The organism is Nonomuraea sp. NPDC050451 (assembly GCF_044458585.1).
This window is the reverse complement of record NZ_JBITHZ010000028.1, coordinates 52,009-67,774: the sequence shown is the minus strand read 5'-3', so window position 1 is coordinate 67,774 and position 15,766 is coordinate 52,009. Positions and strand designations below refer to the sequence as shown.

The 15,766-nt window shown below is 69.3% G+C and carries 9 protein-coding genes and 1 pseudogene; 6 read left to right on the top strand and 4 right to left on the bottom strand.

From position 1 onward, the window contains the following. The first annotated feature begins 113 nt into the window (after window positions 1-113). Window positions 114-728 carry a hypothetical protein gene (locus tag ACIBI9_RS48795; protein ID WP_397233569.1) on the top strand — a complete coding sequence of 205 codons (615 nt, stop codon included), beginning with the start codon at window positions 114-116 and terminating at the stop codon, window positions 726-728. Window positions 729-751: 23 nt separating this feature from the next. Here the strand turns inward: ACIBI9_RS48795 and ACIBI9_RS48790 are convergent, their stop codons facing one another. Next, window positions 752-1,741: an aldo/keto reductase family protein gene (locus ACIBI9_RS48790; protein WP_397233567.1), complete on the bottom strand. Its 990-nt coding sequence runs from the start codon at window positions 1,739-1,741 to the stop codon at window positions 752-754. 1,009 nt (window positions 1,742-2,750) lie between these two features. On the opposite strand from ACIBI9_RS48790, the gene ACIBI9_RS48785 reads away from it, so the two are divergent. The 3 genes and pseudogenes from ACIBI9_RS48785 to ACIBI9_RS48775 all read left to right on the top strand — a co-directional run. Further along, window positions 2,751-3,569, top strand: coding sequence for an NAD(P)H-binding protein (locus ACIBI9_RS48785; RefSeq protein WP_397233565.1), 819 nt, complete (start codon window positions 2,751-2,753; stop codon window positions 3,567-3,569). Window positions 3,570-3,590: 21 nt separating this feature from the next. Next, on the top strand, window positions 3,591-4,973 hold the full coding sequence (locus ACIBI9_RS48780; RefSeq protein ID WP_397233564.1) for an epoxide hydrolase family protein: 1,383 nt from the start codon (window positions 3,591-3,593) through the stop codon (window positions 4,971-4,973). 390 nt (window positions 4,974-5,363) lie between these two features. After that, a pseudogene (locus tag ACIBI9_RS48775) lies at window positions 5,364-5,786 on the top strand (IS5/IS1182 family transposase); the annotation flags it as partial. A gap of 31 nt (window positions 5,787-5,817) precedes the next feature. On the opposite strand, the gene ACIBI9_RS48770 reads toward ACIBI9_RS48775, so the two are convergent. Further along, a complete protein-coding gene (locus ACIBI9_RS48770; protein WP_397233562.1) occupies window positions 5,818-9,951 on the bottom strand; it encodes an AAA family ATPase in 4,134 nt (1,377 codons plus the stop codon). Between the two features lie 186 nt (window positions 9,952-10,137). Between ACIBI9_RS48770 and ACIBI9_RS48765 the strand changes: the two genes are divergently transcribed. Both ACIBI9_RS48765 and ACIBI9_RS48760 read left to right on the top strand, forming a co-directional pair. After that, entirely contained in the window at window positions 10,138-10,911 is a 774-nt protein-coding gene (locus tag ACIBI9_RS48765; protein ID WP_397233560.1) for a pectate lyase, read from the top strand. 40 nt (window positions 10,912-10,951) lie between these two features. Next, window positions 10,952-12,202 carry a hypothetical protein gene (locus tag ACIBI9_RS48760; RefSeq protein WP_397233558.1) on the top strand — a complete coding sequence of 417 codons (1,251 nt, stop codon included), beginning with the start codon at window positions 10,952-10,954 and terminating at the stop codon, window positions 12,200-12,202. Between the two features lie 51 nt (window positions 12,203-12,253). On the opposite strand, the gene ACIBI9_RS48755 is transcribed toward ACIBI9_RS48760, so the two are convergent. Together ACIBI9_RS48755 and ACIBI9_RS48750 are read right to left on the bottom strand one after the other, a co-directional pair. Beyond that, window positions 12,254-13,753, bottom strand: coding sequence for an Ig domain-containing protein (locus ACIBI9_RS48755; protein WP_397233556.1), 1,500 nt, complete (start codon window positions 13,751-13,753; stop codon window positions 12,254-12,256). A 9-nt stretch (window positions 13,754-13,762) separates the two neighbouring features. Next, window positions 13,763-15,724 (bottom strand): Ig domain-containing protein, encoded by a 1,962-nt coding sequence (locus ACIBI9_RS48750; RefSeq protein WP_397233554.1) that lies wholly within the window; start codon window positions 15,722-15,724, stop codon window positions 13,763-13,765. Window positions 15,725-15,766 lie beyond the last annotated feature (42 nt).

Genomic DNA, 15,766 nt, shown 5'->3' with positions numbered 1-15,766 from the left:
CCAGGCTGCGACCGATACCGGCCGTTGGCTGATCTTGAAGGCGGCGTCGGGCCGCTCGCCTAGCAGCCCCGTGGACATGCCGGTCACGCAGCAGCCGTGAGTAGGGTGCTGTGGTGAGCGCATCCCGAACCTCCTGGCGTAACACCACCCATGACTGGGCGACCGACGTCGATCTCAGCCATCTCCGCCACATCCGGGAGAACCCGGGCGAGTTCGCCCCCGGCGGCGTCCGGCACCTGCTCCTCGAAGTCCTTGCCTACCCGGCCGACGAGGCGGCGAGCACCGGCGCCGGGCGCTGCACCGTCACCCTCCACGCCGACGGCTCGGTGTCCGTGGCCGACGAAGGACGAGGCACCGACACCCGCTTCGACGAGCGGGGTCGGCCGGTGAAGAAGCCCGTGATGGCCTCCAAGGATCTGCGTTTCTTCGACGACCCCGGCGCGGAGGTGCTCGCCGACGGGCATCCGCGCCGCGGCATGTCCGTCGTCGCCGCGCTCAGCGAGTGGCTCGTCCACACCAACCGCCGCCTGAACGGGTCCTGGACCCAGCGGTACGAGCACGGCGTCCCCGTCACCGGCCTGGAACCCGTCGCCGGCGACGGCACCACGGGGACGACCGTGCACTTTCTGCCCGGCGTGCACCTGCCCCCGCTCGCCGACGGCCTACGCCGCTTCGCGGGCGCATGGCATGGTCTGGACGTGATTGTCGACGACCGCCGTGGTGGCTGACCGGTCCCGATCCGCCATCCCCTTTACGGGCTTGTCGTCAGCGCCGGGTTCGTTTCGACGACGCCGTCGAGCACCTGATCGATGCGTCCCACAAGATCGGCGCCGAGCTGGACCCCGGCCGCTTTGGCGTTCTCCCGCACCTGCTCGGGCCGCGACGCCCCGATGATCGCCGAAGCCACGTTGGGGCGCTGCAGCACCCAGGCCAGCGCGAGCTGCCCCAGGGACAGCCCGGCCTCATCGGCCAGGGGACGCAGCCGCTGCACCCGTACCAGCACGTCCTCACGCAGGAAGGGCTGGATGAAACTGCCCGCACCGCTCAGGTCCGCGCCGCGCGACCCGGCGGGCGCCGGCTGTCCCGGCCGATATTTGCCCGTCAGTACGCCCTGCGCGACAGGGGACCAGGCGAGCTGGCTGAGCCCTTCGCGTTCGCACGCCGGCACGACCTCGGCCTCGATCACCCGCCACAACGCGCTGTACTGCGCCTCGTTGGAGACCAGCGGCACGTGCAGCTCCCGGGCGAGCGCGGCGCTTTTCGTGATCTGCTCGGCCGTCCATTCGGAGACGCCGACATAGAGCACATGGCCCTGCCGGACCAGGTCGGCGAACGCCACCATGGTCTCCTCCAGCGGCACCGTCCGGTCAAATCTATGCGCCTGGTACACATCGAGATAGTCGGTGCTCAGCCGACGCAGCGACGCGCGGGCCGACTCCATGATGTGCTTGCGGCCAAGCCCTTTGTCATTGGGCCCGCCCGGACCAGTGGGCCAGAACACCTTCGTGGATATCTCCAGGCTTTCCCGCCGCTGTCCTTTCAGCGCGCGGCCGAGCACCGATTCGGCTGCGGTGTTCGCGTACGCGTCCGCGGTGATGAACGTGGTGATGCCCGCGTCCAGCGCCGCCGCTATGCACGTTCGCGCACGTTCTTCCTGGTCCGGGGCGTCGTACGCGAGCCAGTGCCCATAGGAGATCGCGCTGACGGAGAGGCCGCTACGGCCGAGACGACGAAATTCCATGCATTTAAGGTAGCGCTTCATATTCACTGCGAAAGCCTTTATCTGCCCGATTTGACAAATTAATTTAGGGCGCTCTATGGGTAAATTTAGAGAGCATGTGCAGGTGGATTTGTCAAATGTCGCGCGGAAGATTCATGGGGCCGGGTCGAGCTCGGCTGCCTTGGCCTGGAGTTCGAAGGGCGGTCAGCCACACCCGGGGAGAGAGAGGGCCGACTCCCAAGATCAGCAGGGCTGTCCTGACCGGTCGGGGATCATATGAGGAGGTTGTCCGGCCGGGGGACGACGCTCGGAACGGCGATCACCGTGTGCGCTCGGGCCGCCAGGGTGTCGTCGGCCGGTTCGTACGCGGTGACGACGTACATCGGGGTCGTGCGGACCCGGCTGTGCTCGGCGGCTTCGCGCGACGCGATGATGAACCCGAGAGGGTCGCGGGAGAGCCCTGGCAGGGAGGCCCCTTGGCGCGGTGGGGATCGAGTGCGGCGACCCGCCCATGTGGATTGAAGCCGCGAATCGGACCTGCGCCAAGATGTTCATGGTCTCCCGCAGGCCCGTTCATCGTGGGCTGTTTCTGCTCGGTGGACATCACCATGAGCTCAAGGACGGCCCCGAAGGAAGGGTTGCCAGGCCCGCCAACCGCGGCAGAGCACGTACGCGAGCGCCGTACTGACCACCAACCAGCCATCGACCACGGGCATGTCGCACACCCCCCTCCACGGTCAAGCTGACCAGCGCGAAGACGGCGATGGCGATCTTCTGAAAGGCCGTGGCTGCTGTTGCGCTCGGCGAGCACGTATCCGATGGGCGTTGAGCGCAGGCGGGGGGTGTTCGAGGCGCGGATCGGTTGGGCGGGTCCGGCCCTCATCCGGCACGCCCCCAAGTTGCTGCCGATAGCGGGCGCGGCCCCTCCGGCACCGACCGGTGGACGGAGCCTCCACCCGTGTAGCGGGTGCTATTTCCCGTGTGGCGCCTGCCTGTCGAGACGTTCGAGACCTTCGGATGAGAGGCAACAATGACGATTCTCGTGACCGGTGCCACCGGCACGGTCGGCCGCCGGATCGTGGCGCAGCTCGTCGCCCGCGGCGAGCGGGTCCGGGCTCTGACCAGGAACCCGGCGGCGGCACGGCTGCCCGAGTCCGTGGAGGTGGCCTACGGCGACCTGACCGCGCCGCAGTCCCTGGGCCCCGCGCTGGAAGGCGTGACCGGGCTGCACCTGATCACGGTCGCCGGTGACGACCAAGCGGCGCTCCAGACCGGGCCCGAGCTCGTCGAGCTGGCCGCGAAGGCGGGCGTGACCCGCGTCAGCGTGCTGAGCAGCTGGGACGAGTGCTCGGTCGAGGAGGCGCTGCGAGCCGGGGACCTCGGCTGGACGCAGTTGCTCTGCGTGGAGTTCATGACCAACGCCTTCGAATGGGCCGAATCGATCCGTGAGGAGGGCGTGGTCCGGGTCTTCAGCAACCACCCGGGGGCCGTGGTGCACGAGGCCGACATCGCCGCCGTCGCCGTGGCGGCGCTGGTCGAGGAGGGGCACAGCGGGCAGTCGTACATGCTCACCGGGCCGGAGGCGCTCACCCCGGAGCAGCGGGCCCGCGTGATCGGCGAGGCCGTCGGGCGGGAGATCCGGTTCGAGGAGCTGACTGAGGCGCAGTACCGGGCGTCGATGGAGGCGTGGGGCGCGGGGGAGGAGCTGATCGAGTTCGCGGTCCGGCTCGGTGCCAATCCGCCGGACGCAGCCTCGGTCGTGTTGCCGACCGTCGAGCAGGTGACCGGCCGTCCCGGGCACACGTTCGCCCAGTGGGCCGCGGAGCACGTCGCCGCCTTCCGTTCTTAGCTCATTACCAGGAGAAATATCATGACAATTCGCCCTTATCGTATTGAAGTCCCCCAGCAGGACCTGGACGACCTCCGTACCCGCCTGGCCATGACCCGCTGGCAGGAGCAGCTGCCCGGCACCGGCTGGGAGCGCGGCGTCCCCCTCGACTACCTCAAGAACCTGGCCGAATACTGGCGCACCGGCTACGACTGGCGCGCCCACGAGGCCAGGCTCAACGAGATCCCCCAGTTCACCACCACGATCGACGGGCAGAACATCCACTTCGCCCACATCCGCTCCAAGAATCCGTCCGCCCTGCCCCTCATGCTCCTGCACGGCTGGCCGGGCACGTTCGTGATGTTCCTGGACGTCATCGAGCCCCTCTCGCGGGACTTCCACCTGGTCATCCCCTCCCTGCCGGGCTTCGGCTTCTCCACCCCACTGTCCGGCCCCGGCTGGGGTCCCGCCCGCACCGCTAAGGCGTTCACGCAGCTGATGGCGCTGCTCGGCTACGACAGGTACGGGGTGCAGGGCGGGGACAGCGGCTCCTTCGTCGCGCCGGAGATGGGCAAACACGCCCCCGACCACGTCGTCGGCGTCCACCTCAACGCCGCCATCACCTTTCCCATCGGCCAGGAGGGGGAGATGGACGGGCTGACGGAGGAGGAGCGGCGGCGCTGGGACACCATGCAGAACTTCAACGACGGCTACCTCCAGACCCAGTCGAAGCGGCCGCAGACGGTCTCGTACGGGTTGCACGACTCGCCGGTGGGGCAGCTCGCGTGGATCATGGAGAAGTTCAAGGAGCTGACGGACCCGGTGGAGGGGCTGCCTGAGGACTCGCTCGACCGCGACCTCATGCTGACCGACGTCACCATCTACTGGCTGACCGGCACGGCGGGGTCGTCGGCGCAGTTCTATTACGAGAGCATGAGCGCGTCCGACTGGAGCGAAGCCGGCGCAGACGACTGGACCGCCACCTCAAGCGGTGAGTCCGCCGCGAGCGGTGCTTCCGGCTGGAACGCACCCGGTTCGGGTGCTGCCGGTGAGTGGGGTGGCGTATCGGGCTCGGGTGCTTCCGATTCGGGCGGTGCCGGTGAGTGGGGTGGCGCGACGGGCTCGGGTGCGTCCGGTTCGAGCGGTGCCGGTGAATGGGCTGGTACGACCGCTTCGAGTGCGTCCGGCTCGGGTGGTGTGGGCGACTGGGGTGGTGTGGCGGACTGGGCTGCGGCTGCAAGGAGCACCGTGCCGACGGGGGTGCTCGTGTCGAAGACCTGCGACGTCACCGTCCGCCCTTGGGCTGAACGCGACCACAACATCGTGCACTGGGTCGAATACGACAAGGGCGGCCATTTCTTCGCCACCGAGCAGCCTGCCCTCTTCGCCGAGGACGTCATCACGTTCTTCACGAAGCTCCGCTGACTCCGCTCGGTGACGGCGGCGGTTGCCCGGTGACGGCAACTCGGTGACACGGGTGGCACAGTGCTGGCGGCGATCGGTCCACCATCGCCGCAACCACTGGGCCCACCCACTGGGCCCGACCATCGGGCGCCGCGCCTGGGTATGATCGCGAGCTCCAACCGCCGGCCCCAGGGCTTGGGCCCCGTGCCACGGCCGTCACGGCGGCTGGCATCCAAAACGGCCGGTCGTTACGGTGGCCGGTGTCCTCGATGGTTGGCCGTCGCGGTGACCAGAGCCCTGTATGGCTGGCCGTCACGATGATGGCACCTTTGATGGCCGGTCGTTGCGGCGAGGCGGAGGTAGAGGTCCACGACCTTGCCGCCCTTTTCGGTGCAACGCCGCAGATTCGCCGGGGTGCCGTTCGGCCTGGGCTCCGAAGGCGCCAACCGGCACGACTCTCCGCTGCTGGAGCTAACCCTGGCGCCGGCCAAGAATCAGGTCGCGCCGCTACCCGACGACGTCACCGCCCGCCTCGACGCCGGCTACGACAGCAGGGCCACCCGTCCCCTGCTCGACCGGCTCGGGTTCAAGGGCGTCATCGCCCGCAAGGGCGTGCCCGCGCCCATCCAAAGCGGGCGGAGATGGGTGGTGGAACGGACCCACGCGCGGACGAATGGCTACGGCAAGCTGCGGCGTTGCACCGAAAAGGGCGGCAAGGTCGTGGACCTCTACCTCTACCTCGCCGCAACGTTCGTCACGGTCCGTGTCCTGTTCCAGCGGGCCCGCACACGCTACCGCCGGACAAACCGCCCCACCCCCGCCGCCCTCAAGTGATCCAATTGCCGGTCGGTCCAAGGGCCGGTTGTTATGGGGACCAGCGCACCTCGGGGCTGGGGTGATACCGGCACGTGGCGCCGGTGGAGACTGAGGATCTCAGGTGGGCGGCCAGTTCGGGGTGGCGCTGGTCGAGCTGGCGTAGTGTGTTGCGGATCCGGTTGGTGACCGCTTTGCGGGCGCGTTCGGCTTCGTCGCCGAGTCGGCGCGGGCGGCCGCCCAGCCCCGCGGCCGTGCGCAGTTCGTTCAGCAGCGCCGTGCGCTCGGCGTCGAGCTCGGCCGCCCGGCGGTCGTCGCCCAGCTCCGCGGCGCGGTCGATCTCGTCGTCGAGCAGTTCCAACCGCCTCCGGTAGCGGGTCCTGGCCTCCTCGTCCAGTACGTCGTCACCGCCCATGCTCCGTGCGGCGAGCACGACCTCGCCGCCTGCCGGGTTCAGCAGCTCTACCGTCGAGACGTCGCTCCCGGGGCGGTCGAGCAGGACGCGCAGGTCGGCCAGGCCCTTGGAGTCGGGCAGGTGCACGGTACGACCGGCGAAGCTCAGGGTCCAGACCCCTCCGTCGAGGCGGAAGGCGTTGGCTGCGGGGCGTGGCAGGCGTACCAGCATGCCGAGGGCATCGGCGTCGCGCTCGACCTGCGCGATCAGCGCGGAGGCGTCGTCGCCGCGTGCCTGCAGCGCCTCGGCCAGGCGGGCGCGGGACTCGATCGACCAGGGGCGGGCGCCCAGCAGGTCGGCCGCGCGGTAGGCGGCGGTGAACCCGTCGACTGCCTCGTCCCAGCGTCCCTGGGCGGCGTCGAGCACCGCCGCCCAGTGCGCGAACGACCCCTCGACGGCGACGGTGGCCGTCACGCCCCATTGACCGACGTACGGGGTGATCGCGGCGCGCGCGTGCTCGCAGAGCACTGGATCCTTGGACAGGGCGGCCGCCTGCGCCTGGAGCCTCAGCCGCAGCGGCGCCATCCATCGCAGGTACTGCTCACCCGCCGCCGTGACCTCCGCCAGGTGACGCGCCGCACCCTCGTCGCCGCGCTGTACCGCCGTCGCGGCGCGGTAGAGCGGGAAGTGATGGCTGCCCGCGAGCTCCATTTCCGCCAGAACGCCGTCGGCCACGTCGAAGCGGCCGCTGAGCGTCGCGACCGACCACCGCTGCATCCAGCGCAGGTCGCGTCGGCCGATGCCTGGCTGCTCGCCCTGCTCATAGGCGGCGTCGATGTGCGTACCCGCCTCGTCGAAGCGTCCGGTGAGCGTGGCGAACATGGCCCTGAGGACCGTGGCCTCGTGCTGGAACAGCGCCAGCTCGGCACCTTCGGCGCGTGTGACGAAGGTCTGGTGCTCGGTCAGGCATCGGGGATCGCCCATCTCCAGCAGCGCCCCGACGCGCCAGGAGCGGGCGGTCAGTTCCAGCCGTGGATCCAGGCTCCGGCGCGCCACGGCCGACAGCTCCTCGGTGACGGCCAGCCGCTCTGCTGCGGTGCCCGGTCCCCAAATGGTCCCTAGTCTGGACAGCAGGCTGAAGCCGAGTGTCTCGTCGTCTTGCCCCTGCCTGGCGAGCTCCGCTGCGACCTCGCTCAACTCCCTGGCCGCGACATCCAACCGCCCCCGGCTATAGCCGGCGGTATCGGGTGTGGTGTCGCCCCTGTGCAGGGCGTCGTTCCCGCGCAGGTGGTCGACCGGGTGCAGGTGGCCGCCCTCGCGGCGGTGGTCGTTTCCACGCAAGTAGTCGACCTCGTGCGGGGCGTTGGGCTCGTGCAGGGGGTTGTGGTCCTGGGCGGTGCTGTGGGGACGTGCCGTGTCGCCCGCCTCGTGGGAGACGTCGGTGGGCGTGCGCGCGATGCCGCCGCGCCGGTTGCCCGTGATATCGCGCGAGCTTGTGGTGTTGCGCTCGCCTGTGGTGTCGCCGCTCTGGCGTCTCGTGGCGTGGTCCTGCGTGGCGTGGTCCTGCGTGGCGTGGTCCTGCGTGGTGTGGTCCTGTGTGGTGTGGTCCTGTGTGGTGTGGCGATGGCGGGTGATTCCGCTTGCACGTGCGGTGTCGTCTGACTCGTGGGGGATGTCGGGGTATGCGGGCGCGGTGTCGTCGCGTCGGTGTGTTGTGGTGGTGTGGTTGGGGGCCGGGCCCTCTGCGCTCGTTGGGCTGGGTCTGTCATGGTCCGGCGCGCTTTGAGCCTTTGGTCGCTTGTGTGCGGTTTCGCCCTGTACAGGGCCGGCGGGCGCGTCGGCAGTGGGGGTGGGCGGGGGGACCAGGCGGTGGTGGGTCTCGTGGACGAAGTCGGTCCAGCGGCCCTGGCCGGTGTGGCCGAGGTCGTGCAGCTTCAGGGCGGTCAAGGCCAGCAGGTCGGGGTCGTCGAGGCGGCGGGTGATGGCGACGGCGGCCTCCAGCGTGCGTGCGCCGGTGGCGGTGTCGCCCACTCGGTGCTGCGCCACGCCGAGGTCCAGGCCGATCGTGGCCCGTTTGCGTGACTCCCACGCAGGGGTCAGCGCCAGGGCGCGTCGGTAGTGTCCGACCGCTTCCTCGTCCGCCATCCGCGCCTCCGCGTCCCTGGCCGCAGTGAGGAGGAGGTCGGGGGCGTCGGGTGCGGCGGCGAGGTAGGCGTGGTGGGCGCGGATCGCGGGCAGTGCCGGGTCGAGGGCGCGGAGCGCGGCCGCGTGCCGGGCACGGACTTCGTCATCGTTCAGCTCGGCGTAGAGGGTCTCGCGTACGAGGTCGTGGATGAAGGCATGGCGGCCGGAGCCGAGTGAGGTGATGAGCTTGGCTGATACGGCCTGGTCGAGGGCCCGCCGCACCGAGGCCTCGGTCGCCACGAGCGTCTGCCCGGTAGGAGTGGCGCCGCGAGGGGGTGAAGAACGGGATCCTCGGTTGGGCAAGGGCCGGTCAGGTGGAGACCCGTCGGGCACGGCCCCGGCAGGCGCGGGCCCGGCAGGCGCGGGCTCGTGGGGGGCGGGGCTGTTGGGTGGGGGCTCGGGTGAGGAGCCGTCAGGCGCGGTCCAGTCAGCTGAGGGCTCGTCGGGCGCGGGCGTGTCAGGTGAGGAGCCGTTGGGCGTAGGCCTGTCGGGTGGCGGCTCGCCGGGGGAGAAGTCGTCGGGTAGGGAGCCGTCGAGACAGGCACGGTCGGACGAGGTGCCGTCGGGTGCGGAGGTATTGAGAGGGGAGGCGGTGCGTGGGAAGCCGTCGAGACGGGTGCCGTTGGGAGAGGCGTCGTTGGGTGGGGAGGTGTTGAGAGGGGAGGCGGGGGGTGGGTAGCCGCTGAAAGGAGAGGCGGTGGGTGGGGAGGTGCTGAGACAGGCGTGATCGGGAGAGGCGTCGTTGGGTGTGGCGGTGTCGAGGGGGGAGGTGGTGGGTGGGGGAGTGAGGGCGGTGTGGAGGGTGGGTTCGGTGAATTCGCGGCCCAGCACCGCCGCCATCCGCAGCACCTCGAGCACCCCCTCCGGCAGCCGCGACAACCGGCGGCGCACGGCTGCCCCCACCCCCGGCGGGATCGTCGCGAGAGGGGTCCCGCCCTGCCACAGGCGGGCGGTCTGTTCCACGAAGAACGGGTTGCCGCCCGTACGCCGGTGGATCTCCGTCACCAGCTCCTCGCCCGGGTCCACGCCCGTGGTGTGGGCCACCAGGCGGCCCACCTCCTCCCGGTCGAGCCCCGTCAGCGTCAGGATGGTGGCCTTGGCCTCCAGGGGCAGGCTCAGTGGCCCGTCGACCTCGGCGTCACGATAGGTGCCGATCACCAGCAGCCGCTCGAACCAGGCATGACTTACCACGAACTCCAGCAGCCGCAGCGAGGCCGCGTCCGCCCAATGGAGGTCTTCGAGCACGACCACCACCGGCCGCTCGCGGGAGGCGTCGACCAGCAGGCCGGTCACCGCGTCGTACAGCTCGAACCCGTCCGACCCGGCCAGGCCCGGAAAAGGGCTCTGCAGCGAAGCCCCGGGCGCGAGGCGGCGGACCACCTGCACCCACGGCCAGTAGCCCGGCGCGCCCTCGCCCTCCCAGCAGGCGCCGCCGAGCAGCCGGGCGCCCCCGCGGACGGCCTCCTCCGCCGCGCCCGCCACCAGGGCGCTCTTGCCGATCCCCGCCTCGCCGGTGACGAGCACCAGCGCGCCATGGCTGACGAGCGCGCGCGAGACCTCGCCGCGGAGCACGGCCGCGGGTCGCTCCCTCCCGATGAGCATCGCCATGCGGGCACCCTACGCGGCCGGGCCGACAATTCAGGGGGCCCGGGAGAGATGAAAGTTTCAGCGGGAATCCGCAGGTCGGCGGCGACACCCGCGTCCGCGGTTTGACGTGGACCCGCGCCCGTGCGATCAAAGCAGGCGCGGTTCAGTCACGTCGGGAAAGCGCTTACCAAACTAGGGAGGGCGACCTTGACATTCCGATCCCGTTCCACCGTGGTGGCCACAGCGATGGCCGCCGGGCTGCTGGCCGCTGTCACCGCGGCGCCTCCCGCGCAGGCCGCGCCGACGGACGGCAGCGGCCCCTGGCCCTCGAACACCGGCAGCGTGCATCTCACGTCGACCCGCAACGCCGGCACGTTCTTCGATGGCGGTATGAAGCGCTACTACGGCATCGGCGACGGCGGCCAGGGCGAGAGCCAGGACCCGATGTTCGTCGTGGCCAACGGCGGCACCATCCAGAACGTCATCATCGACGCCCCGGCCGGCGACGGCATCCACTGCGAGGGCTCGTGCACCATCCGCAACGTGTGGTGGAACGACGTGGGCGAGGACGCCGCGACGTTCAAGTCGTCCAGCTCGTCGGCGACCTACCTGGTGGACGGCGGCGGCGCCAAGTCCGCCTCCGACAAGGTGTTCCAGCACAACGGCGCCGGCACGCTGACGATCAGGAACTTCCAGGTGCACGGCTCGGGCAAGCTCTACCGCGCCTGCGGCAACTGCTCCACCTCCTACCGGCGGAACGTGGTCATGGACGGCGTCACCGTCCGCACCACCAAGGTCCTGGCCGGCATCAACACGAACTGGGGCGACACGGCCAGATTCAGCCGGATCACCGTGTACGGCAGCGCCACCATCTGCGAGAAGTACCGGGGCGTCCCCAAGGGCCAGGAGCCGGTGAAGATCGGATCCGGGGCCGACGGCGTGAACTGCATCTACTCCTCATCCGACATCACCTACCGGTGAACCCTTGAATGTTAGCGCTACCACAACCAGAGAGGCCCGAATGAAACGCCTGGCCGTCCTGCCCCTCCTCCTGATCATCACGTTCTTCTTACCCATCCAGAACGCCCTGGCCGACACGAACGTGGCCAGGACCGCGACCCCGTCCGCCTCCTACACCTCCTCTTGGGAGAGCGTGGCGGCCATCAACGACGGCATCGACCCGCCCAGCTCGAACGACACCGTCAACCGCCGCTGGGGCACCTGGCCCAACACCGGCACCCAGTGGGCCGAGCTCACCTGGACCTCGAACCAGACCCTCAAGGGCGCCGACGTCTACTTCTTCGACGACGCCGACGGCGTCCGCGTCCCCGCCTCCTGGAAGCTCCAGTACTGGAACGGCAGCGCCTACGTCGACATCTCCGCCTCGTACCCGATCGCCGTCAACGCCTACAACAAGGTGACCTTCACGCAGGTCAGCACCACGCGCCTGCGAATCCAGCTGCAGAGCGGCGCGGGCTCGGTCGGCCTGCTGGAGGTCAAGGCGTGGGCCCCCGACTCCGGCGGCGGCACCTCGACCTGGAACCCGCCCTCCAACCTGGTCACCCCGCTCAACGAGGTCTGGCAGCACGTCGAGAGCACGTACCCCAACCTGTACGGGTTCCGCAACTACGGCTGGGACCAGGTCATGGCCAACGGCGGCTCGATCAACTACTGCGTGCGCTGGGACACCACCGCCACGGTGACGGCGGCGCAGCGTGACCAGATCCACGCGGCGCTGGCCCGCCAGTTCAAGAAGTGGATGGACGTCATGGCCGGCCACAACGGCTGGCCCTACGCGAGCGTGCCGGTCAAGGTCGTGGGCTGGGCCGTACGGGATCGGGCGCAGCTGCAGTGGAGCGACAACTCCGTGGACATCTACGTCAACAACATCCGCGAGAACGCGCCCCAGTGCGCCGAGCCGTGCGGCCGGTTCTTCAACCAGAGCGGCCAGTACCCCAACTGCCCGGGCGGCGCCTCGCACCACTACGACATGTCGCTCTGGCTGACGGCCGGGTTCGGCGGGGGAGCCGGGGGCGACTGGGGACAGCGGATCGGCAGCGAGTACTACATGTCGAACCTCAACACCGACAACATCCACATCCTGCTGCATGAGATGGGCCACTCGTTCGGCCTGGACGACTTCTACGACTGGACTCCGACGGGCCAGTGCTGCTTCCTGATGAAGGCGGGCAGCGCGGCGCAGATCACGGAGTTCGACAAGTGGATGTTCCGGGACTGGTGGCGGCACCTGAAGAGCCGCTACGGCCTCTGACGAAAGACGGAAAGGGGGAGGGCGGCGGGGTCTCCGCCGCCCTCCTTCGTGCTATCCGACGGTGAGCTTGTAGTCACGCGTGACGGGGGCGCTCAGCTTGTCGTAGTCCCTGAGCTGGACGGTGAACTCGTACGACCCGGCCTTGGCGGGCTTGCCGGTGACGGCTCCGGTGAACCTGTCGAGGGTGAGCCCCTCCGGCAGAGCGCCGCCGGTGACCTGCCAGTCGTAGAACGGGACGCCGCCCTTGGCCTGGAGCCGCTGCTCGTAGGCGGTCCCGACCTTGGCCGCCGGGACGGCGGCGGTCTCGATCGAGGGCTTGAGGAACGGGGTCAGCTTGCGGTTGAGCTTCCAGCCGGCGTTCTCCGCGATCAGCAGCGACAGCTTGGTCAGCTCCCACCTGCGGGTCGGGAAGACGTGCCGCCAGCCGCCGCTCTGCCCGCTGAGCCGGTCCCAGTACGGGTCGTCGCCGGGCACGTGGTAGCTGGTGTCGAGCGGGACGGGGTAGCCCTGGTAGTCGATGACCTCCTGGCCGTCCTTGCCCTTGGAGGCCACGTAGTCGGCCATGCCCTGCCAGTCGCTGTGGAAGGCGACCGCGTGGCCGTACTCGTGCATGACCAGGCCCTCGATGTCGATCACCTGGCCGAGGTCGGTCTTCCACCAGTCCTCGTCCTTGAGCGAGGTGAACAGCTTCATCAGCTGCTCGTCGTACTCGAGGATCATGCTGGTCGAGCGGTGGTAGGGGGTGGGCTTGCCGTTCTGGGTGTGGAACTTGCCGTTGATGGTGGGGTAGCCGGTCGAGTACGGGGTCTGGATGCCGCGGAAGAACACGTACATGCCGTTGTACGGCTTGGCGTTGGAGACCTCGACCTCGTTCTGCCAGTCATCGCCCGGCAGCCGGTTGACCTCGTCGCCAGCCGGGACGGTGTCGAACGGCTGCAGGTCGAAGAACGCGAACCAGTTCCGCACCGCGGCCTCGGCGGCCTTGCGGACGCCGGGGTCCTTGAAGTAGCCGGTGATGTCGTCGTAGCGGTAGTCGAAGTCGATGGGGATCGTCGGCTTGAGCGGGGTCTTCTCGTCCTGCTGCACCCGGATCGGCATGGTCTGGGTGCCGGTGGCGCCGCTCGCGTCCGTGGTCTTCATGATCCACTGGTGCTGCTCGTCCTGGCCGCCGCTCTGCTTGGAGTGGATGGCCAGCCGCACGACCTCGCGGTCGGCGGGGCCGGTGAGCGTGAAGGACTTGGTCGCCCCGGCGGCCGTCAGCTCGCTCGGCATGTTGAACATCAGCCGGGACGTGCCCTTGGCCTGCAGATCCACCTTCAGCGGGTACTGGATGCCGGGGACCTTCGGCGCGCGCACGGTCAGCTCGATGTAGGGGTTGGCGAGGTAGCCCTGCCAGTCCACGAGCTGGACGCCGTAGTCGTTGACCTTGCGGTAGAAGATGTCGAACACGTCCAGCGCGGGGGCGGGCTGGCGTGCGGCGAGGCTGGGAGAGGGGACCGACAGCGCGCCGGCCAGGGCAGCCAGCGCGCTGAAGATGGCGATCTTCCGCATTGAACCCTTCTAGGTGTAGGCCTTCACTTCGAGCAGTCCCACCGAGGCTTGGCCGCTCTGCAGGACCACGCGTAGGCGTGTGGTGCTGATCGGGTTGAACGTGACCTTGTTGTAGGCGTTGATGGCGATCGGGTAGGTGCCGGGGACGTCGACGTAGGCGCTGCCGTTCCAGGACTGGAGCTTCCAGGAAGCGGGCAGGCGCACGCCGTCGGCGTCGTCGAAGAAGTAGACGTCGGCGCCCTTGAGGGTCTGGTTCGAGGTCCAGGTGAGCTCGGCCCACTGGGTGCCGGTGTTGGGCCAGGTGCCCCAGCGGCGGTTGACGGTGTCGTTCGAGCTGGGCGGGTCGATGCCGTCGTTGATGGCCGCCACGCTCTCCCAGGGGGAGGTGTACGACGCCGACGGGGTCGCGCTGCCGGCCACGTTCACCGAGGTGCCGCCGCCGCTGCCGACCGTCAGCTGGAAGGTCCTGGTCTGCGGCGTGCTGAGCTTGTCGTAGTCACGCAGCTGGACGGTGAAGCTGGACGTCCCGGCCGTGGTGGGGGTGCCGCTGATCGCGCCGGTGAACCGGTCGAGCGTGAGCCCTGCGGGCAGGGAGCCGCCGGTGACCTGCCAGTCGTAGAACGGCACGCCGCCCTTGGCCTGAAGGGTCTGGCTGTAGGCGGTGCCCGGCGTGGCCGACGGCAGGGAGGTGGTGACGATGGACGGCGGCAGGAACGGCGTGAGGTTGCGGTTGAGCTTCCACCCGGCGTTCTCCGCGACCAACAGCGCCAGCTTGGTCAGCATCCACCGGCGGGTGGGGAACATGTGGGTCCAGCCGCCGCTCTGGCCGCTGAGCCGGTCCCAGTACTTCTGGTCGCCGGGGATGTGGTAGCTGCTGTCCAGGGGGACGGGGTAGCCCTCGTAGGCGACGACGTCCGGGTCGTTGCCGCCGGACTGGACGTAGGAGCGCATCCCGGCCCAGTCGCTGTGGTAGGCGACGGCGTGGCCGTACTCGTGCATGACCAGGCCGTGCACGTCGAGCACCGAGCCGGCGATCTCCGTCTTGTACCAGTCCTCGTCGGCCAGGGAGGTGAACAGCTGCTTGCCGGCCTCGTCGTACTCGAAGATCATCGCCGTCGAGCGGTGCAGCGGGCCCGCGAGCTGCTGGCCGTTCCGGGTGCTGTACTTGCCGTTGGCGGCGGGGTAGCCGGTCGAGTACGGGGTCTGGATGCCGCGGAAGAACACGTACATGCCGTTGTAGGCGGCGTTGTTGGTGACGTTGATGGTGTTCTGCCAGTCGTTGCCCGGCAGGTGGTTGTTCTCCGCCCCGGCCGCCACGGTGTCGAACGGCTGCATGTCGAAGAACCTGAACCAGTCCTTCACCGCCTCCTCGGCGGCGGTCCTGAAGTTCGGCTGGTTGAAGTAGCCGGTGATGTTGTCGTAGCGGTAGTCGAAGTTGAGGGGCAGGCTGGGCTGCAGCGCGGTCTTCTCGTCCTGCTGCACCCGGATCGGCATCTGCTGCTGGGTCGTCGTGCCGGACCCGTCACGGATGTTCAGCTTGAGCGTGTAACTTTCATCCTGCCCGGGGCCCCGCTTGGAGTGGATCGCGAGGCGGAACACCTTCTGGTCGTTTGCGTTCGCGAACGTCAGCGTCTTGGTGGCACCGGTGGCGGTGAGCTGGCTGGGCAGGTCCATCATGAGCCTGGAGGTGCCCTCGGCCTTGAGGTCGATCGTGACGGGGTACTGGACGCCGGTCGGGGGTTTGACGGTGAGCTCGACGTACGGGTTGGCCAGGTAGCCCTGCCAGTCGACGAGCTTGACGCCGTAGTCGTTGACGGTCCTGCCGAACATGTCGACGACCGTCGCGGTGGGCGCGGCGGCGTGTGCGGGCTGCGACACGCCGGTGAGTAAGGAGGCGAGTAAGACTGCCGCCACGGTGACTCGCCTGGCGCCCTTGGCGGCAATCGGGGCGCTGCGGCATCCTCGGTCCATCCGGACTCCTTAAAGGATGGGAATAGGTTTTCCCTGGCGCAC